A 25,098-nucleotide genomic window follows, 5' to 3' on the forward strand; every position below is an offset into this window, starting at 1 on the left:
CAGCCAGCACGCTGTGGCGCGCTGACCGTCGCGCTATGCTGTTTTCTGCCTCAACCGATCATCACGGATGAACTATGAAAAACGATGAAATCGCCATTTTCTCGGTATCAAAAACGATTACTCAGCGTATTTCCAACGTATTAATCGAACGGAAAATCGATATCCCGGTTTATGAATATCACTACTTTGACGTTGTAAAAAAAGCCCAGCAGCTCATCCAGCACGGAACAAAGATCATTATCAGCCGGGGCGGAACGGCGGCGTTGCTTCGCAACAATCTGAACATTCCAGTGATAGAAATTGCTCATGACCTGCATGGCGTGTATCGCATTTTACAGGAAGCGCGTAAGCAGTCGCAGAAGATCGCCGCGGTGGGCTTTCCGCAGTTTTGCAAGCTCCTTCGCCACTATCAAAATATGACTCAGGATGAGTTTAAAATTTGCCAGGTTTATAACCACTATGACATTGAGAACGTCATAAAAAATCTGGCGGATAAGGAGTATCAACTGGTTATCGGCGGCCTGACTGTCGCTGAGATCGCGAAGAAGTACAACCTGCAAGTCGTGATGGGCGATACTGATAACCTCTCTGTTGAACAGGCACTTGATCTCGCCACCAGCCTGCTGAAATACATCCGTAACGAAGAGATAAAGCTGGCGATGTGCTGCTCAGCGCTTAACCAGTCGCGCGAAGGCGTAATTTGTCTCGATCAGTCAGGCGAGATCATCAGCATCAATGCCCGTGGGATCGCGCTGTTTCATTGTCAGGCTGGAGAGAAAATCTTTCAGAAAGACGCGTTCAAGGAAATTTTCGATTACATCATTAATGAAAGGGACGTTAAGGAACACGTGCTGGAAATTGAGGGTGAGACGGTGCATCTGGCGGTAAAGCATTTCTCCAGCAAGCTCGGTTTTTACACCATCCTTACCGGCACGCGGCCCGGGCAGGTCAGCTGGCCACTTTCCCGCAGTGTTCGCAAGGGTGATCACAAAGGTTTTACGACCACCTACTCTTTTGACGACATTATTGGCTGCTCGCCGCAAATAAAGAGCGTCATCGACCAGGCCAGAATATATGCTGCCCATGATCTGCCGGTAAACATCGTGGGAGAAACCGGTACCGGCAAAGAGTTATTTGCCCAGAGCATCCACCATGCCAGTTCGCGCAGCGCCGGTCCGTTTGTTGCTGTCAACTGTGCCGCGATTCCGGAAACACTTCTGGAAAGCGAGCTGTTCGGCTATGCCGACGGGGCTTTTACCAATGCGCGTCGCGGTGGTAAGCCAGGCGTGTTTGAGATGGCAATGAACGGCACGGTATTTATCGACGAAATCAGTGAAGCGCCGCTTTCCGTGCAAATCAAGCTATTGCGTATCTTGCAGGAAAAAACCTTCAGCCGTGTAGGAGGAGAGACATTAATCAACGCCGACTTTCGCCTTCTCACCGCCAGCAATAAGGATTTGAGCGAACGGGTGGCAGCGGGTGAATTTCGGCAAGATCTCTGGTATCGGATCAATGTGCTTGAATTACGCCTGCCTGCGCTGAAAGACCGTGAGGGAGACGCGATGCTGATTATCGAATCTCTGCTGGCCAGGCAGGCGAAGGCGCTGAATTTCACAGATGAGGCGGTAGATTTTCTCAACCGTTACCTGTGGCCAGGTAATCTCCGGGAATTACAGGCGACCGTTTCCCGCCTGATTGTGCATAACGTCACCAGGGTGAATGTCGCCGTGTTACAGTCTCTGTGCGGCCTCTTTCCTGAGGCCAGCGGCCCGGAAAAAGCCATGACCTCCCTGGAGGGCGAGAGTCATTTACTGAAGAAGCAGGAACAAAAGCTGATTGCTTCAGTGTTAAAGCAGTATGATGGCGATCGTGTCAGAGCAGCCAGGATCCTTGGTATCAGTCCTACAACCCTGTGGCGCAAAATGAAGCGGTATGGGATGTAAGGCCAGCCCGGCCCCTGAGCGGCTCTCTGGTCCCCTTTTACTGCGGGCGCGCTCAGCCTGCCCACTCTCGCTCTCCTCAGAAGAGAATGGCGTAGTTTTTGTGACCTCATCCCCAGACGAGACTCTCTGTTAACCACTATAGGGAGAAGCTACTCGCTATAGCGGTTAGTACATCGGTTCACTTTATCTGCCCCTGCCAGCATGCACGGGAAGCTCAACGTTGTCATCACTGCTGCCGGAACCTGAGCGTGTTAATCGTCCTGAATAGAGTATCCACTATAGAGAGCAAAATAATGACTCTCTATAGCGGTTGTCTGTCTTTGCGCGGTTTCTGAACCACGTATCACTTCGCCCTCGCCTCTTTCCGATAGCCAGCTACCTCGATAACCACTATAGCGAGCAATGTTGCTCGCTATAGTGGTTATCGATAAATGTTAACGCTCTGAGGAGTGACTCAAGCCAGTAAGATCAAGGTGGGTAACAAGGGTTCCCGAATAGTAACCACTATAGCGAGTAATTCACTCGCTATAGTGGTTAGCAGGGTTGAAATACATCAGGCATCGAATCTGCTGTGCTTAACAGGCTTTGTCACCGCTATGTGAACAGAGACAGAGAGAAAGAGGGATATTGCTCGCTACAGTGGTTAACAGAAAAGTACAGCGGGCAGAACACAGTAACCACTATGGCGAGTAGTGTTAAAGAAACCGCCTGATGATATCCGCTACGATGGCTGAGTCATGCTCACTTGCCACGGGCTTTACGGATTTTCTCCAGAAGTTTCAGCTCAGCTTTAGAGAGCATCACCATTTCACCAGGCTGGCTGGTGCTGTCAGAAACATCATCCACCTCATCAAGCGCCAAATCTAAATCGATTTCATCACCCAGGCTGAACGGCAGCGACGCCGGTTTCAGTTTGGGGTTTCGGTTATGAATGATGAAATAAACCACTTTGCCACGCGTAACCTCGGTGTACTCCAGATAACCAATATTTTTTAGCTGCTCCATTGCACGGCGAACCGTAGCATTTTGCGTGATGGGTCGCGAAGTCAGGTTTAGCCTGGCACGCAGGCGCGCCATGGAGATAGGCGCAGGATCGGAAGGCAAACTCTCAATGTAAGTATAAAGCGCCTGGGCAGACTCTTTTCGTGCCAGCTCATTGATGGCTCGTAGCTGCAGAAGCACCTTCTTATCAAACTGATAAAGTTCAAAAATTTTGGGATCGGCCTGAATTTCAACCGTATCCGTTTTCACACTGTATTTCGCCGACTGGACCAGGTGAGTGACATACAACTCCCCTTCCCTGTTGCTGAACTGCAGTGTGTTGGTAGCAATACGCGCCAGAGAAGCCTCAAGACGGTCGCGAAGCTTTTGTGAGGATCGTGCAGAGGGAATACCGCAAAGCTTCACAAAATCCACGAAAGGCAACGTTACTTTGCTGTCGAGTACTTTATGCTTGGCAAAAGCATGAATAATACCTACCCAGGTTTTAAAATCGTTGTCCATATCAAGCCGCGCACCGGTGATCTTGATATTTTCATACCCCTCAGACTTCACGATGGACAGCTGCTTCAGTTCGTTAGTCACGTCCATGGATGAGATGGCATTGTTTTTTCGATGTCCGGTAGACTTGAGCGTGGGCACAAAGAGCCCAAGCCTCATCAAAGCAACAGGCTGCACCGTATTATTATTGTTTGGCGTCAGGTTCACCACCTGCCCTGTGCGCTTATCCGTTTCCGCAAAGGCAGCTTCAATAAGGCTGTTTTCTTGCTCTTTATCCGTCATGTTCAAAACCCGGTTTTGATACTGAATGGCGTCGGCGTGTACTCATCTCATCGGATACTAGCACTCACTACAGTGGTTATTCTACGGATGGTGTAGGTTAATTACTCGCTATAGCGGTTAGCTTTTCCTTCACTGATGCCGAAAACAGCACGTCTTGACGAGTGGACGCATAAATATTGCACCAGCAAAGGATCCGCGCTCAGCTTTGACAGGGCGTCGCTGCATATGTGAGCAAGAAAACAGGTTCAGCTCACTGTTTTGACAGCAAAGCGAACGGTTAACACGGCGATCCTGGATCTATGCAGTTATCCACAGCCTGAGAATTGTTCACCGCTCTCTGGCCCGCCTGCTCGCTATAGCGGTTAACTCACGCTGTTTTCATCGGTTAATCTGCTCTCCTCATCGGTTGATCTACTCTCCACAGCGGTTATTCTGCTCGCTATAGCGGTTATGAACACCCTCTGAGGCCAGACGTACCAAGGGCTGCGAGCGATCGGGGATCTTCTTTGATCTTTATAGGATCATATAAGGATCGAATAATTGGATCTTTCCTGTGTATAACGGGGAAAAAATGTTGCTACCCTGCCGATAAAGCCAGCCTGCCGCGAAGAGAAACAAACGCGGCAGTGGGTATAACTCAACATCAGCACAGCTCCCGGACGGAGATGAGAACGCAAGTGGCTGAAGACAGTTAACCGGCTTTGTCGATCACTGCTTTGATGGCAGCATCAATTTCATCCAGCATCGCCGCAGAAAGACGATGGAACTCATACTGCACATGCCTTTTTTCCGCATGCGTTTTTCGCTTAGCATAAGCAGTACGATCGGCAAACTGACCAAACTTCTCCGTCACGATCTGTTTGTTTTTAACCGGTCTGGTCAGCTGCTTTTTAGCTGCACTGAAAAAAGAGAGAATACGGTTTTTCTGTTCATCTGCATTCAGGGTTGAAACGGCCGTATCTTGCTGAATGCGCTGTCTGACCTGATCGACAATAAACGCAACGGAGACGCCTTCCGCTTTCGCTTCGTCTGCCACATCCAGCAACAGCTGATAATCAGGAAGTGTCAGCTCAGATACCACGGGGAAAACGTCGATAATTTCTGAAGGCACCGATGCTGCCTGAAAGGCTCGCGTGACTTTGGCATTAGAGATCCCTTCCGCTCTGGCAATTTCACTTTTGTTCATGCCCTGCTCCTGCATCAGCATAAAGCGCTGACCGAGTTCTCGCAGGTTATGTTCTTTTGCAGTCTGAATATCAGCAGCCAGTTGACGGGCGTCGCTGATATCAATGGACTCATCGGTAACCAGAATTTCCAGCCCTGCCCCGGCGAACAGACAAGCGGCGCGCCGACGTGAGCCATCCATAATTTCAATGCGATCGCCAACCGTTCGACCAATTGCCGGAAAAAACTGCTGGAGTGAAATGGTACGGGTAATATCTCTGACCGACTCCTCGGTCAGCGCAGACTGATCGCGGCCATTGATTTGCGCATCAACAAAAGTTTTCGCCTCAATCTCTCCGCTGGGAATAAACTGACGGCTGAAGGTCGCGGTTTTACCGGATTTAAGGGTAAATACACGTGACTGGTTATTACTGTTGATAAAATTAGCCATCTGCGACTGACCCATGCTGCGGCCAATCTTCTGTAGCGGTTTACTCACGGTAAGCTCCTGATGTATTCAATACGGTCAAACACGGCACGTGAAAACTGTTCGGCTTCCTGCTTTGCCTTTCGCAATGCGTCGGCACTGCCCGGATAAGAGTGAGGATTAGCGCTGATTACCGTGTCAAAAGACTCTCCACAGCGCTCAAAACCATCCAGACGCGGCAAAACGGCGTCCAGCATAGATTTGGTAAAGACTTCCCGTGCAAAGCTTTGTGAGGTCAGATGGTCATGCTTACTGGTCATCTTGGACATAAAGCCGATGTTGGCCTTAAGGCGCGGCTCTATACCCTCATTTTCTATGCGTTCGAGCATTTCAGGCAGGCGCGTCAGATATTTGAGCGTTGAATGAAAATCGACCTGTGCCGGAGGCGTCGGCGTCAGCAACACGTCGCTGGCAGCAATCGCATTGAGCATAAAGGCATCAAGGTGCGGGCCGGTGTCGATAAAGATGAAATCATAATCATCCGCCAGTCGATCAATGACGTTACGACGCAACACTTCTGATGGCGCGACGCCAGGAAGATGCTCGGCGATCAGCGCTTCCCAGTCACTGGCCACGAAGCCATCGTCAATGGATGCTGGCATCACATCCACGCCGGGCATAACGGTGGGCTTCACAAACTGTTCGCGCAGTTGTTCGGTATCAAGATCGTTCAGCATCGCCTGGGCCGCCGTTTCCAGCACTGAGCCTATGCTGTTGGTGTGGCTGAGGAACATGGTGCTTGATGCCTGAGGATCGAGATCGATAACCAGAATGCGCAAATCATTGTGCAGCATCGCAGGATGGGCGCGCATGCCGTGTGCCAGCGTGACGGTAGTGACCGTTTTTGACACGCCCCCTTTCAGATTCACCACAAAAATCACAAAAGGGCTTTTATGTTTATCCCGGTATTTAGGCACTTTACGGTGCTGATAGATATCAACAACATTCTGAATACTCAGAGCGTACTGAGAGGTACTGCCCGTCTGTCTCTTTCCGAACTCATAGCCTTTGGCTTCCATTTCGTTGATAGCAGCAACAACGGCATGTTTGCTGAGTAAAGGCAGATTCGCTACGGCATTGCGTGAAAAAGTCTGATAGTAACCTTTTTGATTAAATTCCTGTCGCTGCTGCTCAATATGATTGCTGAGCCCATGCAGCATGCCGTTGGCACGATTGGCTATTTCAAATACATCACCATAATCCCGCTTCATACATCCCTCGCAGTTGATTTTTTCAGGATTGTACCAAAAAAGATGCTGTCTGCCAGTTTTTTGGGTGAAACCCATAAAACTGGGATTTTGTGTAAAAACGAGGAAAAGAGGCGAGCGGTAATTTGTTCGTTATATCATATAGATATGTGTTTCTGGTTAAAAATAGGTTATTTATTAACCTTGTGGGCTGTTTTTTATTAAGGCACTTGCTGCTTATATAACCTGCTCATTCACCCCTTTTCAATGCTTTATGTTTATTTTATTGATCTTATTAAAAATATGCTGACGGGCTACCGAAGGTAGCGAACACATTATCTGACAGATAATATGGTGATTTTCAGGATGAAAATTTTCATTTTACCCTTATTTTACAGTATCTTAATTGTTATTTTTTCTGGCGGTATTTTACTTCATAATCAGGCAGGTCGACGCATATTGCTGGTTTATTGACCTTCAGGGTACAGACAAAGAATGTAATACTCTTATTTTGGCAGGCTTTGCTGACTCACGGTTTAACCCATCTGTCAACGACCTGAAGGTATGCCTGTAAATTTTTCCACCGGTAAAACAAAGGAAAATTCCCAGGCATGTCATTTATGTTGCGCGTGCAAAAACCCGTCTGTTTACCTGTTTCGGCTGCTCACAGAAAACATTTTTACCAGAATAAAAACAGAAGCGCTAACCACAGGGTATGACCCAGACTATAATGATTATCTGAACAGAACATGCTCTGTATATTGATCTGAAAGCGTGATGTTCAGGTCTGCTCACTACGCCCGGCTAAAGGCCTGACCTGCGGAATAAGCCCTCAGGGCTCTGATGGCAAGCTCTGCGCGAGAATAAGGAACGCCTGGCCTGCCAGTCCTCGCGATATAATCAGAACGCGCATGAAGGAAAGTCGTTAAAATATAGCTGGCGGAAAGTGTTTTCCTTGCATAGCTTCAGTGAAGCGCAAGACTTCATGGTGATTTTCAGGCTGAAAATTTGCAAAAAACAACGGCGTATCATCAAGTTAGACCGTTTTTTCTATGGTGGAAAATCTCGTTTTCACATTGAGTCATCCTGGTTTTCAAGGCGTACATCACCCGCGGATGCGGCTATCAACGTCAACCTCGTTAAGTCATCAGCAAGGTAAAAGGATGCCAGACTCCCTGTCTGCGACTTCTGACACCGCTCTATGCTTGCCGGTTTCGAAAGACATCTGTCTGGATGCCGGCTCCCCGCCTAAAATCACTGACTGTGCTATGATTCTGTTTCACAAGGCGAAGCGACTCGCGAGGCAATCACGCTGTGGTGTGTCAGTTGCTCCAGTCTGCAGCCCGGTTTCTGATGCCTGATCACAGAACTGATGTGAATCATCCCGGTCAACTTAGTGATTTCTGAATGGTTTATACAATCGACGGAATTATTGTTTATAACTCAGAGGACTCTACTCTGAGTCACATACCGACTCAGGAAACACTCAGCCTCAGTATTTCATCAGGTCGCCTTCTGGAACGCCTTCTGGATTCACACGGTGAAATCTTGTCGCGGGACACATTGCTGACGGAGGTGTGGGATAAATATGGCTTACGCGGATCCAACAGTAATCTCAACCAGTATCTGAGTATGCTCAGACGAGCGCTGGCCGGATTTGGCTGTGAGAATCTGATCATCACGGTGCCAAAAATGGGCATCAGGCTGAATACCGCTGTCCCGGTTGAGCGTGAACGCGTCACGCCGTTGATCATTGCTGAATCCGAGACCCGTCTGCGAAAGGATGCGGACACAGAGGCGCGTCATGTCAGCCCCATTGCCAGAGAAGAGATCAGCGGGATAACATCCGATGCCTCCGCCCCACCAGCAGGGCCCGCGCACTGGCTTCTTCTTGCGCTTTTGTTTGTTATCCTGCTGGGCGTAACCGGATGGAGCTATGTGAACATTCATCAACGAAATGAAGATTTCACGCCAGCCACTTTACTCCTCAAAGGAGGATGCCAGGCTGTTATTATGCAGGGCATAGACAACAGCGAAAAAGCAATGCTGGAAAAGCAGATCCTGCAAATGCTCCAGGAAAACCATCAGTTATGTGACGCGGACACACGGATTTATTTTGACCGCAATACTGCCTTTACTACCCAGAATTATGGCCGCACCATTCTGTCATCCTGCAAGACAAACAGCAGTGGACACGTCATTTCCTGCAGCAATTTCTATTATCTTGACTGGAGGATGAATTGAGACGTAGCACGGTCCTCTCGTTGGCTGCCCTTTTAGTGGTGCTGATCCTGGCAGCTATCGGCGCCGACTACTTTACCCGTTACGCACAAACCTACCCGTTTCGCTGTTCCACCTTCACCCGTTACGATCTCAGCCGCACTAATGCAGAGCCAAAAGAGTTTGCAGTAAGTCAGGACTTGCGCCTGATCGAAAAAAATACAGGATATTTACTTCTGAACGGCCAGGTAACAGACGGCAATAATGTTACCGTCCTCAACCGTACGATTGAGCTGACCAGCGGAGATAAAACTGATTACGATACCTGGCGCTATCGCATCGATAAGGTCGTAAAGTCCTCAACGGACAATACCCCTGATACGGTCTTCGATACGCTTCTGGCTGAGCTAACCCTCGATGCCTCTTTTTTACAGCTTAATGTGATTAAGGTAGATCAGAAGTCTTATCTGATTGGTGGGCCCCTCTCTTTCTGGTTTACCTGCCAGCGCTATTAAAAATTCGCTTCCGTTCTTGCGCTACTGGCAAGAACGGTTTTCCCCTCCTGCGTAACCTTCAGGCTGTTACCGTGAACCCGCCAGCAATCCTGCCCTGATCAGGGAGGAATCAGGTTGCCGCTCTCGCTGCTGATCTGATGTCACGTGTCTCAAGCGTCGTTACCCTGAATGCTGCCGTCGGACCATGCGGGCCGGCAACGTGCGCTCTGCATACACACGTCAGCGTCAGGAGAATGCCAGTAAGGAGCATGCTATCGCGGGTGAGGGGACAAAACGGAGGCGCGTGAGCCGTTCTTGCGTAGAGACGAGGGCATAAGTTCGCTTCGGGATCCCGGGAGGGTGAGAGAGGAGGACGCCACCGTTATGGCAGACGTCTACCACCGATTGTTCAGGCGAACCCGGCTTCGGCTGCTCCCCCGGCCGCGGCCGGGGGAGCACTTATTCAGGCATGCTGACGAAAACTTTTTAAAATATCAGCGAAGCGCTGCTCATCTTCACGGGTAAAGGGAGAGGCTTTAGACAAGGAGAAGATCATCAGATTTTCCATATCCAGGGTAAAAATAGCCTGTTTCTGGTACACGCGAAGCGTATCAGGACGCTCAAAATCATAACTAATCATCACGCCGGTCGTCAGATTTTCGCCTAACATCACCAGTTCAAAGGGAGCCTGATTCCAGTCTTTCATCTGTTTTTGCAGGATGCTGAGCTGGCTGTTTATATATTCTTCGGCATTATTATGATTGCCCAAAGAGTCACGAGACAAAGTAACAGGCGGTAAAATGCCACGCTTATCAGCGAGGGTATTCAGCGTCCGTTCACTATAGCCATCGGGCAGGGTGATCATGCCTTCGCTGAAGCAACAGATATTTTTATCCATGAACGATCTCCATATTTTGACTGTTTTCAGCACGAGCAAAGAGTTGCTCAGCCGTGGTTTCTGTAAGCTTACCGTTGTGCAGCACAACGATTCTGTCCGCACTCCGGATGGTTTCGGGACGGTGGGCAATAATGATCCGCGTGATATTCATACGCTTAATGGCGTTATTAATTTGCGCTTCGTTATAAATATCGAGATGGCTGGTTGCTTCATCAAGCACCAGAATCTGAGGCTCGCGATAGAGCGCGCGTGCCAGCAAGATACGTTGCAGCTGTCCGCCAGAAAGAAAGGATCCCATGTCGCCGACCAGACTCTGGTAATTCATCGGCATCTTCATGATATCGCCATGAATCTGTGCCAGACGTGCGGCGCGGGTGATTTTGTCGTTATCGGGTTCGTTATCAAAGAAGCTGATGTTTTCACTGATTGAGCCAGAGAACAGGATGTCGTCCTGCATCACACAGCCAATACGATTGCGGTGATGCTCGAAACCCGTCTGGGCAATATCCATACCGCCCACGGTAATTGTGCCTTCCTCCGGGTGCAGTAGCCCCAGAATAATCTTCGCCAGCGTCGTTTTTCCCTGACCGGATGGTCCAACAATCGCAATACTTTCACCCGCTTTTATCTCCAGGTTCACGCCTTCAATAACCCAGGGCTCGGCGGGGGCGTAGCGGAAGTAAATATTGTTCAGGGCAATGTCCTGCCCCTGTTGCGCTTCATCTTTTTGCTGCGTCAGCACCGGGCTGGCATCCGTGCAGGGTTCCGTTTCAGACAAGACGATATCGGCCAGACGCTCGCCATGCATACGCAACATGCGAAAATCAATAACGGCGTTAATCAGTCCCGCGCCGCGGCTCATAAACTGATCGGAGAAGCTGATAAAAGCGGTCAGCATGCCCGCTGAGAAGTTGCCATCCAGTACCTGAAGCGCCGCCAGCCAGACCAGCACTACACGACCCACTGACGTCAGTACTCCCTGTGCCGAACCAAACAGGATGTTAAGTTTCTGGATAACAATGCCTTTATTGGTGCTGTCCACCATAAAGTTCATATAGGCGGCGAGACGAGGCATCTGCTTGTTATTGGTTTTAACAGCCTGGATACCACGCAGCGTTTCCAGCAGGGAGGACTGCGTACGCGCCGAACTGATAATCTGCTCCTCGTTAGCCCGACGGACAGGATCGTAGGCGAGAAAACGGAGCAGGGCATAGGCAACGAAGAGGCCAATAACCAGCCAGGCCAGCTTAGCGTTATAGATAAACAGCATGACCACGGTGACAACAGACATCACGCCATCCAGAACCGTACTGATAAAGCGGGTAGTGAGCGTGCTCTGGATGGTATTCAGCGAGCCATAGCGTGAAAGAATATCGCCGACGTGGCGTGATTCGAACCATTCAAGCGGCAGCTTTAGCATGTGATGACAGACATTAATGGTCCATTGCACGCTTAGCTGGCTGGAGAACCAGCTCATTACCCATGAGCGTAGTGCCGTCACCATATTCTGAAACAGGGCAATGAGAATAAAGCCGACCCCGAGCAGGCTCAGCAGAGAATAGTCCGCGGAGACCAGCACCATATCCATCACCCACTGCATAAAAAACGGGCCAAGAACACCAAACAGCTCCAGCGCCACGGACAAAATCAGCACCTGCACAAAAGCGGATTTCGCGCCGGTCACGCTGCCCACCAGTTTTCTCATTGAGATACTGGCTTTCTCTTCTTTTTCTTCGAACGTGGCAGTAGGCAATAATTCCAGCGCCACGCCGGTAAAGGCGGTTGAGGCCTCTTTCAAGGTCAGCTCGCGAATTCCTCGCGCTGGATCGTGCAGTACAATCTTATTGCCGCGAACGCGTTTTAACACCACAAAGTGGTTCAGCTCCCAGTGCAGGATGCAGGGCATGCGCAATTTGGACAGTTCTTCCAGATCCACTCGCAGGGCACGTGAGCTCATGTTGAGCTGTTGTGCGATGGAGATAACGTCGGCCAGGGTGGCACCTTTGAGCGACGTCGCAAACCGACGACGCAAGGTGATCATGTCAATCTCATGCCCGTAATAATTAGCAATCATGCCCAGGCAGGCCAGTCCACACTCAGTCGACTGCGACTGACGAATAACAGGTAAGCGGTTAAACCAGTGAAAATTCAGTTTCTCATTTAATGACACAGCACAGACCTTTTAATTAGAGAGAAATTTTATGACCCAGCGCGAACAAAGGTTCCATAACCCATTCATAGAGGTGGCGTTGATCGACGATAAAATCGGCATCAAGTGCCATACCGGGTTTAAGGGGTTCGTTTTGCGCGTAGGCTTTGATGGTTTGCTTATCCAGAGCCACAATTACGCGGTACTGCTGTTCCTGAACGTTGCTTTTGCCAGTCATCACGGACACTTCCTGAGGAGAAAGGGCAGTGCGTGAGACCTCGATAACTCTGCCGTACTGCTGGCCAAATTTTTGATAGGGAAACGCTTTATAACGTAGTACAACTCTTTGATTAGGCTGAATAAAACCAATGGACTGCGTGTTGACCATAATGCGCGCAACCAGCTCGCTGTCGCTGGGTAAAATGGCGACCGCAGACTGACCCGCATTCACCATCTGTCCCGTCTTCACCATGATCATGCCCACATAGCCACTTTTGGGTGCACGAAGTTCGAAAGAACGGCGCGCCTCGTTTTCCGCCATAGACTGGCGGTTGTCGGCAAGCTGACGTTCGATATCATTACGTTTCTTCTCAAAATCCAGTGGCTTTTCATGCAACTGCTGCTGCGCCTGAGAAATCTTTTGCGACGTATCCAGAATTTGTCGCTGATACTCCTGGTAGCGCGCCTGGCTATCGAGCAGGTTTGATTCCTGCTCTTCCACCTGACGGCTGGAGGCATAACCCTGGCCGTGCATGGCTTTCAGTTTGTTCAGCTGTACCTGCATCAGAGCGACCTGCTTTTTACGGTGCGCCAGCTGTAGCTTGAGCTGTTCCCGCTGCAGTTTCAGGCTGTTAAGGGTTTCGGTTAAGCCCTGCATTTCAACATCATGCACCTTACTGAGCGTTGTCAGATCCTGTTGCAGCCGCTGGCGCTGTGCGGTGAGGTTTTCTGCGATGACCTGTCGCGTCTGGCCAAGCTGCGTCGATACTTCTGACGACAGCACCATAACGACATCGCCTTTTTCGACGTGCTGGCCCTCCTTGACTGGAATATCAATCACGGTAGCGCTTACGGGCGGCGGAATGATCAACATGCCATTTTTTGGCAGCAGTTCACCGGTTGAAGATTCATATTTGGTGTAGTTGCCAAAGACAAAGAAAAGCGCCGTCGCTAACGTAATGACCATGACGATTGAAATAACCAGCCAGCGATAGGGCGGACAATAAAGAGCGACGGTACCGAGACTGCCACGGTTAGCAGCATCCAGCGCCTCCTGGCGAAAAAGTGACTGTTCCATTTAGCTGTTCATCTTGTATTTGAAATTAACGACACTGAAAAAAATTCAGCATATCCACGGATAACGATCCGGTGCTTTGCGCCAGGCTTACCAACGCATTGAGATAGTTCAGGCGCGCTTCTGCCTGATCTTTTAACGCGTTGTAATATTTTTGCTGTGCGTCCAGCTCATCGTTAACCGTGCGAAAGCCCATCTCACGGCCATACTGGACGGAGCGCACTTTTTCACGCGCGGATTCAACCGCATTTTTTTCGGCATCGATCAATGCCTTACCATTGGTCAGGCTAAGCCATGCGGTACGCGTATCCTGGACAGCTTTGCGTTGTGCTTCGACGGTGGAATACTTCGCGGCTTCACGGCGATAGGCGGCTTCAAACGACTGTGACAGCTGGCCGCCACCGGCGAAGAGGGGAATTGATACGTTCACACCGTACTGCAAGCTATTGCTTTTGGAGTTGGTGCCAAAGATGGTGTCGTAAAGAAGGTTGTCATTGTCATCATTGCGGCTCCAGTTCTTACCATAGCTGGCATAAAGCGACACAACAGGCATATGGGATCCGGTCGCAGCAAGGACATCGGCGTCTGCCTGGTCGTGCTGGAAAAGGGCCACCTGTATATCCGTATTGCGTTGCTGACTCGCTTTGATCGCTTCAGCCAGCGAGGCATACGGCGTCGTTTTCAGACACTGAAAATTAACTGGATCAAGGGTATCGGGATTGATGCCGGACAGGCGGCGAATGGCTTCACCGGCCAGCAAGAGCTGATTGCGGGCTTCAATCTCTTTCGCCTGAGCGATGGCGTAGTTCGCTTTTGCTTCATCGACTTCGGTCCGGGTGTTCTGGCCATTAAGCAGACCCGCCTGTAGCTTTTCCATTTGCTGTCTGAAGTTATGGCTGGCAGCCTGGGTCGCCTGAAGCACCTCCTGTTGATAGAGGACGGTAAAATAGGCGTTTGCCACAGCATTAAGCAGTTTCTCCTCTGCTTTACGCGCCTGAGCTTCAGCGGTATTGGCAATCGCTACGCCTTTACGCCAGCCAGCATATTTACTCATGTCAAACAGGGGCTGCTTCAGGCGTACGCCATAATTATGGGAGGTGACACCACTTTGATATTTTTTATCCGGCTGTTCCTGGCGGTCCCAGCTCCCCTCCAGAGTCAGAGAGGGCAACATACCGGACATGCCTTGCCAGTATTTTTGCTTGTCAGCTTCGCTGGTTTGTTTGCTGGACTGAAGCGCAGAGTCGTAAGACATGGCTGCCTGCGCAGTCTGTTGTAGTGTGGTGGCCTGGGTGCAAAATGAGGTGCACGCCATTGCCAACAATATAATATTGTTAGTATAGTTTTTCATTTTCCCCTTACTTCATAAAAATTAAACAGGCAGTGTTAAATTAATTCCTGCGCAAAAACGTATTTAATAAGATCGGTGTTTGACTGAAGCTGAAGTTTTCGCATCGCATTATATTTTTGTGTGGCCACGGTGCTGACGCTTCGCTTACGTGCTTTGGCAATATCGACCAGACTGTATCCCAGTGCAAACAGCCTGATTACTTCAATTTCTGCGGGCGACAACAGCGAAATTATCTCACCCGAAAATGAGTCCTGTGCCAGGGGTTTCATCTGTTCAGAATAATAAGTGCCAGAGTTGTTAGTGCAAATCCAGCGAAAAGCTTTTATCAGTTCTCTGCGATCATCCCGTTTACTGATTACCGCCTTTACCGGGATTTGCATTAATTTCTTTAGTACAGCCTGGTTGGTTTGTGCAGTGAGTATAATGATGTTGATATCGGGTACTTGTTTCAGAATTTCTTCAATTTTTTTAACGCCATTTAAACCACTATGTTCCAGGCTGAAATTGAAGTCAGTGATTAATATATCTGGCTTTTCCTTTTTCAGACTGAAAATTAATTCATCCGGCTCAGCCGGAAAAGAAACAATTTCATGTCTGGTAAATTCTGTTGCCAGCGTGGACTGAACAGAGCATTCAATAAACGGGCTTTCGTCGGACACTCCCACCCGTAATGTCCTTCGTTTCTCTAGCATATCGGCCAATAAATCCTCACTTGCTGTTTCGGTATTGGGTAAAAACAGGACTCCGCAGAGCCCTGACTGTTTACTGATAGGAAAGGGTATAGGTCGCTACCGCATTCGCACTTCCGGGACTGATCCGGTCAGCTGTCTGGTAATAACGTGCATATAAAGGCACAGTCACCAGGGCCGATGAGAGCGGAAATTTCGCCACGCTAAACGGAGTCGATAACATGACGGGTTGTTGGTCTCCATTTAAAATTTGTACGCCTACACCACTTGCCGTTGACGTAGCGGAGTCGAGAGCCAGCACGCCTGAACTGGACAGTCCGCTGACCGCTTGACCCTCAAACGTCATCATTACGTCAAAAGAGCCTGAAAGCAGATTTTCGCAGTTAAGCTGAATATCAAAAGGCACTAAGGTACTGGTTTGTCCTGGTCCGGAACCCAATCCACTACTGAGACTGGCCGAATATTGACCCAACGGAACAGACTGAACCTTATTGCTGGCAACAGAGCAGGTCTCATCTTTAACCGTTACAGAATTTTTAATATTCGTGACAGAAAACTCTGCATCCTTTCCTGAAACCAGCGATCCAATTAAAAAGGCTTTGCGGATTGCGCCAACGACGCCAGTGACTGTGGACGGTTCCATCGACGCTGAGGTGCGCACAATCTGATAGGGAACGCTTATAGTTAAATCTGTAAAGGTGCCGACCGTTCCTCCAGCCTGCAGAGCCCAGTCACTTAAAAATACGCCCGTGGATACGCTGCCAGCCTGATCCGTCATATCGCCGTTGTAACCGGTATACAGCGTCAGGCCATATCCTAATGCGCCTTCTGGAATAGCGTTGCGCTTAAAATAGACTTCACCGATTTTACCCTCATAAAATTGAACAAAATTGTCCAGAGCACATTTAACCTTTAGCGACATGGTTCCCTGCGCGACAATCGTACCGACAGGAACAGAGGCAGAAATATTAATGTTTAAAGAGCTAAAATCTAATGCAGAAGCGGAACTGGTAGCTTTACACGTCAGCGTAATAGCATCGCTGGATGCGCTAGCCGCCAGAGCATGATGGCTTAATGCAAAAATACCACTCAATGCCAGTGTGATAATGCTGATAAAGCGAGCCACCCTTCCTTTATTGTTAATAATTATCATGACGGTCCACCTGATTAACCCTGGTTAGCATTTTTGTTCGTATCAGTAGACACATAACGAACAGATTGCGTTTGATCGCGATTGCACGTTGTTGTAAGCCTTGCCAGTGTCTGGTTGTCACTGGACTGAATATCGCCTGATTCCAGGTTAACCAGACAGTTATCTGCAGGTGTTTTTCCCCAGGCTACATGCAGTTGACTCACATCTTTATTAAGCCGCACATAAATTTGCCCGCCTTGTGAAACAGTCGTTATTAAATTACCGCTTTCATCTTTTACCGCTGCACCAAAGGGCAATGCATCTCCATCAGGTTTATTAGCGCGAATAAGTAAGGGTTTCCCCATGATCGTTTTATAATTTAATCGCACTATGGCACCCTCTACAGGAATAACGCGCTGTTGTGTCGCATCAAGTTCAACATCCAGAGGAATGCCTTTAGGATCTATTGCCAGTTCGTTTATACGGTACGGGTTAAGGTTAGGCACAATGGCCCGGCCTTTATCATTCAATACGATATTCGGAAATCCCAGCACATGTGCGCCACTGGCACCTTCAGCATCAACAATCGCATAGGTCGTTGACTGATACGCACTAAATGCCATGCCATCCGGCAAGGCAACCACAGTTCCGCTGGCGCCTGCAGAAGCAGAGTAATAGTTACTGCCCTTAGTATAAGAGGCATTAAGGGTACTGTAGGGCGAACGATATTGGCCGCTAACAGATCCTGCGTAATTATTCTCTTCATCCCGTGATGCAGTGACGTTATAACTGTACTGATCGCTGTCGCCTGAAATACCGTTAACAGATGTTTGCGCAGTCACGCCATCTTTACTGTGTGTTGCATTACCGGTGATATATGTTCGGCTTTTATTGCCAAGCGGAACGGAAAAATCCAGCGATAATTGCGTATCATGTCCGCCCGTTGAATATAATAATCTGTTAGCAGAAAATGTATAGAACACTCTTCCGATACTGTTGCTATAGCCGAGCTGAAATTGCGTATTAGTCCCCGCATAATCCCAGTAATTTTGAACGAAACCAGTAAGATAGAGATTCCCAAATGACTCTCCTAAATTTTGATTTGCGGTCAGTGAAAAACGTTGCTTAGGCCTTGAAAGATAATTTCGTCCGTCATTGCCATTTTTTTTATAATAGTTGTTAATGTGCAATGCATCATTAAAGCTGTAATAACCTGAGGTTGAAAATCGGTATGCCGCCAGCGTTAGATTGGTATCAGTTTGCGTGAGTTTTTTACTGTATGTCGCGCGATAACTCATTCCCTGATCTTTTTGACCGCCATAGCGCGTCTCTGCACCGGTAATATCAAGCGAAATAGCGCCGAAGGGCAGACCAAAGGCACCACCCAACAAGAGAGAGTTATAGTTATCAGATCCCTGAATGCCGGCATACCCCGTAAGGCTGTTGTTAAAGCCGTGCTGAACAGTGCCCTGGAAAACCGAAGGTGTATACGCCATATTTTTCTGGCGTGAGACCCCTCCAGTTACAGAATAATAGGTCATCCCCGGCCGTTTTAATCGCGTCATTGCTGCGTAGGGAACGCTAAAGTGCGTTTCGCTACCGTCAGCTTCCTTAACGGTAACGTCTAAGTCTCCACCATAGCCGGTAGGGTACAGATCTGTAAGATTGAATGGGCCTGGGGATACGGTCGTTTCGTAAATTTTGTTGCCATTTTGCCTGACGGTAACCTGAGCATTGCTGCGCGCAACTCCTCGAATCTCTGGCGCATAACCGCGCTGAGAATCTGGCCACATTTGATCAACCGTCGACAGCTGCACGCCTCGGAAAGAGAGCGTGTCAAAAATTTCACCGGTGGTGTTGCCTTCACCCAGTAAAATGCGGGATTTGATTTGTGGGATGTCACGCTGCACATAAGTATTTATATTCTGGTAATGATGGGAATCTTTTTTTTCCTGATGGCTCCAGGTGAAGGTGCCGTCATGACGAAGCATCCATCCGCCCAGGTTTAATCCCGCAAGGGCTCGACCATAGAATGAATCATACTCTTTACCACTATAGGCTGAGCGATAGTAGTTCGTGTTGTAGTTTAGTGAAAAAGCGTTTTCACCCTTATCCCAGAACTCTGGAGCCACGTATCCGCGCACGCTGCGCGACAGATAGATTTGTGGAATGGAAATATCCATTTGCATGTCAGCACTGTTAATGGAAGCACTGCTGCCATTAACAATCTCTTCGAGGGAGAGGCACTGGTTCTCATCACGTAAAGAAACAACCTGACTTGAACTGAGTACGGAATCTTTAATTGCCAGTGCTCTCACTAAATCATAAGAAAGACAGGCTTTTGCACGAGCCCCCTCTCTTATTACTCGCACATTGTTGCGACTTATCTGACGACCATTGAGAAGAATATCCAGCGTATATAAGCCGGGATCGATGGGGTTACCCTCGGCATAACGGGTAACATCAACCTTTACACCGGGCATACTCTTTATAAAGGCATCATCAAAATCATAATTACCATCAGCCCTGGCTGATGGTACCGCTGCAGCTAGAAATAGTGCTAAAAAGGACCAGCAAAAGTGTGTGCCGGTTAAGTCATCTACAGTAAATGTCCTTGCCATGCCTGTTCCTCTTCTTGTTACTTTAATTTACTGACTGAGTTGACTGTCCACGTCGCGAGCAGCACCATAATCATCAAGATACTGATAATGAATGGTTGGCATGATTTGATTAGGGGTTCCTCCCTTTAAGGTGAAAGCTTTGGTTTCGCCTGGTGCCAGCATGTCACCCTTCTGGGACACATATTTGCGTCCGGCTGCATCTTTAGCGGTTACCTGAGAGACGCTGACAAAATAGGGGGAATGATTAACTGCAGTGAGCTGATTGCTACCTGGTCTTTTTCGCCAGACCAGACTTGACGCTGCCTGGTTAGCCCCTTCGGCATCCAGGCTGGCTGGACGGAAAAAGATCTTGATACGGCTGCGGACAGCCATCTGGAGCTTGTTTTGATCAGATAAAGTTTTGTCTTTTGGCGGGATGTCCAGAACATTGAGATAAAAAATGGACTCTTTACTGGCAGGCAGATTATTGCCTGTATACATCATGCGTAACGTCTGTCCTTTATTCGCCTCCATACGAAAAACCGGAGGCAGCAGAACGAAAGGTACATTGATCTTATCCAGAGCCTGATTAGCATCACCATCATCAATCCATGTCTGAACGAGTGCGGGCTTGTCACCACGATTATCCAGACGAACCGTGACTTCTTTTTCAGACGCTGGATAGATAACACGCGTACCAATAATCGTTACGCTTGCTAAGGCCGACGATGAAAGCAGCGATGCCGTCAGGAGAGCGGCAATAACGTTTTTTTTTTCATAATTTACTGGGTTGGCAAAAGAAGAAAGAGAGGTGAGGGCATGGCCCCCACCTGAACCAATCAGAGGTAATTGATTGAGTAAGTAACTGAAGAAACGACGGTACCAGCAGACGCTTTATCCGTAGCAAAGTACTCTGCAGAATAAATCAGTGAAGCAGCACCTTCGCTCAGTGCACCAGTGACTGGCGACGTTGACTGCTCGGTGCTGCCTACATTGATAACCGCTTCATTGCTATCACGCAGCTGCAGCTCTACATTTTGTGCTGAACCGGTATTTGTCAGGCGGCCATTCTCATTGACATTTGCACCCTGCTCGAAGTAGGCGTAAACGTTACCTGTTTGAGTTGAACAATCTTTCAGATCGATAGTAAAACGGGTTTCGCCTGCAGTTTGGCCTGCGTTAGCCAGCACAGCCGCTGCAATTTTTGGCAGAGTTACCGTACCCGTGTTGGTACCGCCATTCACACTTACGGTACAGGTCTGGCTGTCGATGTTACCTGTGAAATTAACGGTGCCGTCTGATGCCGCCGCAGCATGAACCTGAGCAGCGACCAGCAGACCGAGAGCAATTACAGAAAACTTTTTCATATACTTTCCTTGTTGAGTTGAAATGTTTTTGCAGTGTGCTGAGTTTTTACAGAGAACGTTAAAACTCACGCTTAATTTATTGAGGAGCATTTCCCCAATAAAAATTACAGTGTCAGAAAGCCAATAACGACGGCAGCGGCGGCAGTGGCGAGTCCGACAATACCGAGGCCAAAAGTCGAACCACTTACCGGATGGGATTCCGGAATATCTTCCGGACGCACCCAGTCGGTTTTTTCTTTTGACGTGCTGGTTGTAAATTGCTTAAAAAAATCCATGATCTGTGACGTTAAGGAAGCACCGCTCACGGTTTCAATTTCTTTGCCGTTTAGTTCACGCATGATTCATCCTTACGCCGTGATTACGGGTGCATCCGGGTCAAATGTGTTTTCAACAACTTTGTTAAACCAGGCTACGGTGGTATCCCAGCCATTAATTGCGCCATAAAGCGCACCATCAACCATACCCACAACGGCTCCAGTAACCAGGCCGACGCTGCCAGAAATAATACCTGCGCCGAGGAGGCCACCCGTGTCTCCGCCGCTCATTGCCCATTTCACACCAAACGTCGTGATGCCCGTAACGGAACCGATAAATATGGCAGCGATAGTATCGAAAACGCCTGCGCCAGAAATATGCTCCATTTCGTAAGTCGTTAACTCTCTCATTCAAATCCATCCTGTTTATATTTATTTGTATCGCTTCTTGCGAACAGTGCTATTTGATGAATTAGTCAGGGCAACTTAAATAGCAAATAATCCATAATGTGACATTTTATTGCTGATATACCTTAAATGGTTACATGGATGAATGGAGTTGTTTAACACCGGTTCGTTTTTTAATTTTATTGTTTTAATTATGTTGCGTTAATCAGGGGCTTAGAATTAATTTTTATCATGACTCACTGTTTGATACGCCTGCTTTCCCTCAGATGGAGGGGCGCTCCGGTTATCTTACAGGGATGTATTTGTATTGTTTATCACCCTGACAGTGTCATTTTGTACGATAAAGCGAGCTCTGATTTATGACCCGTTATTCTTCTTCAGGACAGGTGACGCTGTCGCAAAGCAAATCCTACAGAATAAAGTTCTAAATAATTTAACATAGAAAAAACAAAAAACTAAATGCTGGGTTTTTTTGTAATTTATTCTCTTTTTTTGAGGATGTGTGTTTAACTTGCACTCAACAAGGGTGTGTTATTTCAAGTAAGGATTAATAACATTGATTCTACTATTAAAACGCGTGTTGATATATTGCTATTGTTTTTAGTTTGATGTTTTGTTCTTCTCCTGCGGATAAGTCAAAAATATAACTTTGGTTTTCTTTTGGGAACAATAAAATGATTTTTTCGGAAAAAAGTTATTAGCTAATCAGAAAATACAGGTTACTGGTTTCATTAGCTCTATTATGTGATTTTTTTGGTTTTTAATTCTGTTTTTATGGTTTTGTTTAACTTTTAAGTCTGAATTTTGACCCGGTCTTGGTGTTGAGTTTTATTTCCCTGTGTTTAATATGGTTATCAGTTTGCAATTTTAAGATTAATAAAGGGAGGTGGTCAGAAGCTAAAACTCAACGAGTCAGGGAAATAATCAAACCATGAAAAGGGACGTTAGCTATCGTTGATACTAACCACTGGCTTCGGTTGTCAGTTTGATTGAGTTAATTATTATGCATAGAGTAACTGAAAATCACGAGCGAATCATCGATGCGCTGGCTGGATATACACAGGTTGCAAATCCTGATGAAATTTCACGAGGCAAGCGTCGTTACCATTTGACTAAAGATAATATTCGTCGGGTAATGTTTATACTGGACGGCGACTTTTTACTTAAACTCAAGAACGGGCACAAGGTGCTCAATATTTTATCAGCACCTTTTATTGTAGGCGTTACGCCAGCACTTGATGATCCGCCAGTTTATCTGGAGAGGATTGATTACGGGAAAGTAAGTTTTATCGATTATGATACCTTCTGGCATTTGGTTTTTGAAAAGGACTTATTCAATGATGCAATGTCCATTGTGTCTGGTCAATATTCTGACCTGATGAGTTACATACAACTGCCAAAAGGGAATTCTTACGATGAAGTAATCTCTTTAATAGGTCGATGGAAAAAATTACCTCCTCATCTGAAAAAACGCTTTTCTGCGCTCTACCTGATCGAGCATAGTTCAGATCTTTCTAAAAGCTCAATTTGCCGGGTGCTTAAGGAACTTAAGGAAAAGGGAGAATTGGAGTTGATTAATGGTAAGTTCTGTTAAAAATAAATGTATTTGGCGAAAGGTTTGATAGCCAGAAAATTAATGAGATACTAAATGGATTTTGTTAAGGTTGTTAACTTGATTTGCAAGGACGAAAATTATTATTTCAAATCAGGTATCGCTGAAATTATCAGGGAGGCATTATTAACAGACGTTAACGTTAATTTTTTAACGGAGTGCGATAGCGAAAGTTTGCAAGTAGCGGATTTTATATTAATGAACTCTTCGCAATGGCGCCTGTTTATGTGCCAGCCTGCATACCGCTATCGCAAATCCGGATCTGTTTTGTTGGTATTCATGGATGATGTTAATGCTATCAGCCCTGCATCACTGCCCGTTTGCTACCAGTCGTTGACGGCCATTGACCGTTTTGAGTCAGTCAGACACGTCAGGGATAAGATTACCCGGGCGTGGCTGGCTGCGAATGAAGAGGAAGCTAAGGTTTTTTCCCCCTCAGACTGCTCTGCATGCCACATAAATAAAATTTCGCTGGTACAGTTGCAGATAGTCAGTTTTTTAAAAAAAGGGAAAACGATTCGGCAAATTGCCAGCATTCTTGGACTGTCTGTGAAGACAATTTATGCCCATAAATATAATATTATGAGAAAGTTCGACCTCAAAGGTGAACATGAGTTTTACCTGTTTTTGAACGATCTCAGCCTGAGTCAGCTCTATAAGGGTGTAATAGAGTGATTATTATCGATGGCCGGAGAAACGTTTATTTTCGCCTGATGCGATATCTATTCCTGCTTACAGATTTCCTGGCGTATCAGAACAAAAATTAGGATCTTTTTAATACTATTTTGCCATTTCACTGAGGAATGTTAATGAAGCATAAAATAAAAAATCATTCTGAAAATATCATTATTTCTTCAAAAGTGGTGGCTGGCATTATAGTAGGGATTGTGGTTTTTCTACTGAGCTATATTTACAGCAATTATGTGCATGCTGCGGCCCCAGAGCAGTCACCGACGGCTCAGAGCCTGAATGATCAAGAATGGAGGGAAAATGCCTATACGCATATCGTCTTCTATCGGGCGGAAGATGACCCCTCAGTCACCCGTCACCGCCTTCTTAATATTTCCATCAATAATCAATACCATACCAGCCTGATGCCTGCCTTTCGTGCCATAGAGCTGGAACTCTGCCCGGGGCAGAAACGTATCGGCATTTCTGCAGGTCAGCTTCAGCAGGGAAAAATGAACGTAGACCAGAACGAAGAAATGTCTGCAACTCTCTATTCAGGAGAGCGCTATTACTTTCAAATCTCACTGGATAGGCAGGGGAAAGTGAATGCTCACTGGGTCGATGAAAATGAGGCTAAAAGGGTGCTTACTGATTTAAAGCCAGAAAAGCGGCTTTTGTCGCGCGTTCTGAACGAGCACTACTGTCCAGAAGCCATCTATTCGATCAGTACTACCCGGTATTTTACCCATCAGCACTATTATGCTGGTCAGCCTGAATCTGAACGTCATCATACGCTGCCTAAATCTGACGCTCTTTTGAGTAGCCTGTTTCATCAGGTCAACAAAACTGCACTAAAGAGCTAACGCGTCGGTAGGTTGATTCCATTGTCGATCACCCATCCTACAGGGTAGGCGACTCACACTGTACTCTGTCCTGCCGGTTTAACTGTCCTTTACCTGGTTCTGGTTTTGAAGGTTAAAAAATAAAAATTTTCCTGTCTTGCAGAAAGGGTGAGTAACCCGGGTTTACAGGCAACGCGCTGCCTGATGAAGTGCACAGAGAACGCCCATTGCAGAGCCGCCAGATTTTATTTCCAGAAGTAACTGGACAGGGTATCCGCTCCGGATAAGAGGTGATCAGACTCCCGCTCAGGCGGCATCGGATAAAGTGGTACCGTTCTGGATTTCGCACAATCTGGTGCAGAAAGTTACGCTGGGCAGTCCCGTGTGCTCGATTTCTCACTATCTGAAGAAAGAGGCTAGCGCTGTTGTTCTGCGGGTTCGAAATGGCAACGATCAACGTCAACGGGCGCGCTCAGCCCAGCCTCGCAGCAACGCTGATTGCCGTCAGCACGGCGCGAGACGCTGTGCGCTTCCCGTTATCAAAAAAGCCAGCGCA

At 47.7% G+C, this 25,098-nt stretch carries 20 protein-coding genes; 6 read left to right on the plus strand and 14 right to left on the minus strand.

All coding sequences use genetic code 11. The features are described 5' to 3' along the window. Positions 1–74 precede the first annotated feature (74 nt). Positions 75–1,943, plus strand: a complete 1,869-nt coding sequence (locus HP564_RS18265) for a sigma 54-interacting transcriptional regulator (protein WP_371245253.1) — start codon at positions 75–77, stop codon at positions 1,941–1,943. A gap of 741 nt (positions 1,944–2,684) precedes the next feature. On the opposite strand, the gene HP564_RS18270 is transcribed toward HP564_RS18265, so the two are convergent. The 3 genes from HP564_RS18270 to HP564_RS18280 all read right to left on the minus strand — a co-directional run bounded on the left by HP564_RS18270 (position 2,685) and on the right by HP564_RS18280 (position 6,587). Next, entirely contained in the window at positions 2,685–3,725 is a 1,041-nt protein-coding gene (locus tag HP564_RS18270) for a RepB family plasmid replication initiator protein (RefSeq protein WP_371245254.1), read from the minus strand. Between the two features lie 691 nt (positions 3,726–4,416). Further along, positions 4,417–5,388, minus strand: a complete 972-nt coding sequence (locus HP564_RS18275) for a ParB/RepB/Spo0J family partition protein (protein ID WP_371245255.1) — start codon at positions 5,386–5,388, stop codon at positions 4,417–4,419. Then, positions 5,385–6,587 carry an AAA family ATPase gene (locus tag HP564_RS18280; RefSeq protein WP_371245256.1) on the minus strand — a complete coding sequence of 401 codons (1,203 nt, stop codon included), beginning with the start codon at positions 6,585–6,587 and terminating at the stop codon, positions 5,385–5,387. The genes HP564_RS18275 and HP564_RS18280 overlap by 4 nt, the downstream gene beginning before the upstream one ends. Positions 6,588–7,970: 1,383 nt before the next feature. Between HP564_RS18280 and HP564_RS18285 the strand changes: the two genes are divergently transcribed. Beyond that, a complete protein-coding gene (locus HP564_RS18285; RefSeq protein ID WP_371245257.1) occupies positions 7,971–8,807 on the plus strand; it encodes a transcriptional regulator in 837 nt (278 codons plus the stop codon). 20 nt (positions 8,808–8,827) lie between these two features. Continuing rightward, the gene (locus HP564_RS18290) at positions 8,828–9,298 is read left to right on the plus strand and encodes a FidL-like protein (RefSeq protein WP_371245258.1); all 471 of its coding nucleotides are present in this window, start codon (positions 8,828–8,830) and stop codon (positions 9,296–9,298) included. A gap of 442 nt (positions 9,299–9,740) precedes the next feature. Here the strand turns inward: HP564_RS18290 and HP564_RS18295 are convergent, their stop codons facing one another. From HP564_RS18295 to HP564_RS18345, 11 genes are all read right to left on the minus strand, one after another. Further along, a complete protein-coding gene (locus HP564_RS18295) occupies positions 9,741–10,175 on the minus strand; it encodes a DcrB-related protein (protein ID WP_371245259.1) in 435 nt (144 codons plus the stop codon). After that, positions 10,168–12,345: a peptidase domain-containing ABC transporter gene (locus tag HP564_RS18300; protein WP_371245260.1), complete on the minus strand. Its 2,178-nt coding sequence runs from the start codon at positions 12,343–12,345 to the stop codon at positions 10,168–10,170. Before HP564_RS18300 ends, HP564_RS18295 begins: the two co-directional genes overlap by 8 nt. A gap of 16 nt (positions 12,346–12,361) precedes the next feature. Continuing rightward, positions 12,362–13,621, minus strand: a complete 1,260-nt coding sequence (locus HP564_RS18305; RefSeq protein ID WP_371245261.1) for an HlyD family secretion protein — start codon at positions 13,619–13,621, stop codon at positions 12,362–12,364. Between the two features lie 25 nt (positions 13,622–13,646). Continuing rightward, complete coding sequence (locus HP564_RS18310) at positions 13,647–14,969, minus strand: TolC family outer membrane protein (protein WP_371245262.1); 1,323 nt, start codon at positions 14,967–14,969, stop codon at positions 13,647–13,649. Positions 14,970–15,004: 35 nt separating this feature from the next. After that, complete coding sequence (locus tag HP564_RS18315) at positions 15,005–15,661, minus strand: response regulator (RefSeq protein ID WP_371245278.1); 657 nt, start codon at positions 15,659–15,661, stop codon at positions 15,005–15,007. Positions 15,662–15,731: 70 nt separating this feature from the next. Next, positions 15,732–16,811, minus strand: a complete 1,080-nt coding sequence (locus tag HP564_RS18320; protein ID WP_371245263.1) for a fimbrial protein — start codon at positions 16,809–16,811, stop codon at positions 15,732–15,734. Positions 16,812–16,825: 14 nt separating this feature from the next. After that, positions 16,826–19,411 (minus strand): fimbria/pilus outer membrane usher protein, encoded by a 2,586-nt coding sequence (locus tag HP564_RS18325; RefSeq protein ID WP_371245264.1) that lies wholly within the window; start codon positions 19,409–19,411, stop codon positions 16,826–16,828. A 27-nt stretch (positions 19,412–19,438) separates the two neighbouring features. Next, complete coding sequence (locus tag HP564_RS18330) at positions 19,439–20,233, minus strand: molecular chaperone (RefSeq protein WP_371245279.1); 795 nt, start codon at positions 20,231–20,233, stop codon at positions 19,439–19,441. Then, entirely contained in the window at positions 20,230–20,757 is a 528-nt protein-coding gene (locus HP564_RS18335) for a fimbrial protein (RefSeq protein WP_371245265.1), read from the minus strand. Before HP564_RS18335 ends, HP564_RS18330 begins: the two co-directional genes overlap by 4 nt. 104 nt (positions 20,758–20,861) lie before the next feature. Then, complete coding sequence (locus tag HP564_RS18340) at positions 20,862–21,095, minus strand: hypothetical protein (RefSeq protein ID WP_371245266.1); 234 nt, start codon at positions 21,093–21,095, stop codon at positions 20,862–20,864. A gap of 9 nt (positions 21,096–21,104) precedes the next feature. Further along, the gene (locus HP564_RS18345) at positions 21,105–21,422 is read right to left on the minus strand and encodes a hypothetical protein (protein WP_371245267.1); all 318 of its coding nucleotides are present in this window, start codon (positions 21,420–21,422) and stop codon (positions 21,105–21,107) included. 1,000 nt (positions 21,423–22,422) lie between these two features. Here HP564_RS18345 and HP564_RS18350 point away from each other — a divergent pair. The 3 genes from HP564_RS18350 (at position 22,423) to HP564_RS18360 (ending at position 24,563) form a co-directional block, all read left to right on the plus strand. Next, a complete protein-coding gene (locus tag HP564_RS18350; RefSeq protein WP_371245268.1) occupies positions 22,423–23,013 on the plus strand; it encodes a transcriptional regulator in 591 nt (196 codons plus the stop codon). Positions 23,014–23,067: 54 nt separating this feature from the next. Then, a complete protein-coding gene (locus HP564_RS18355; protein WP_371245269.1) occupies positions 23,068–23,706 on the plus strand; it encodes a helix-turn-helix transcriptional regulator in 639 nt (212 codons plus the stop codon). Between the two features lie 134 nt (positions 23,707–23,840). Next, on the plus strand, positions 23,841–24,563 hold the full coding sequence (locus tag HP564_RS18360; RefSeq protein WP_371245270.1) for a hypothetical protein: 723 nt from the start codon (positions 23,841–23,843) through the stop codon (positions 24,561–24,563). The last annotated feature ends 535 nt before the right edge of the window (positions 24,564–25,098 follow it).

The sequence above is a fragment of the Pantoea sp. KPR_PJ genome (assembly GCF_041386365.1).
In the GTDB taxonomy this organism is placed as follows: domain Bacteria; phylum Pseudomonadota; class Gammaproteobacteria; order Enterobacterales; family Enterobacteriaceae; genus Pantoea.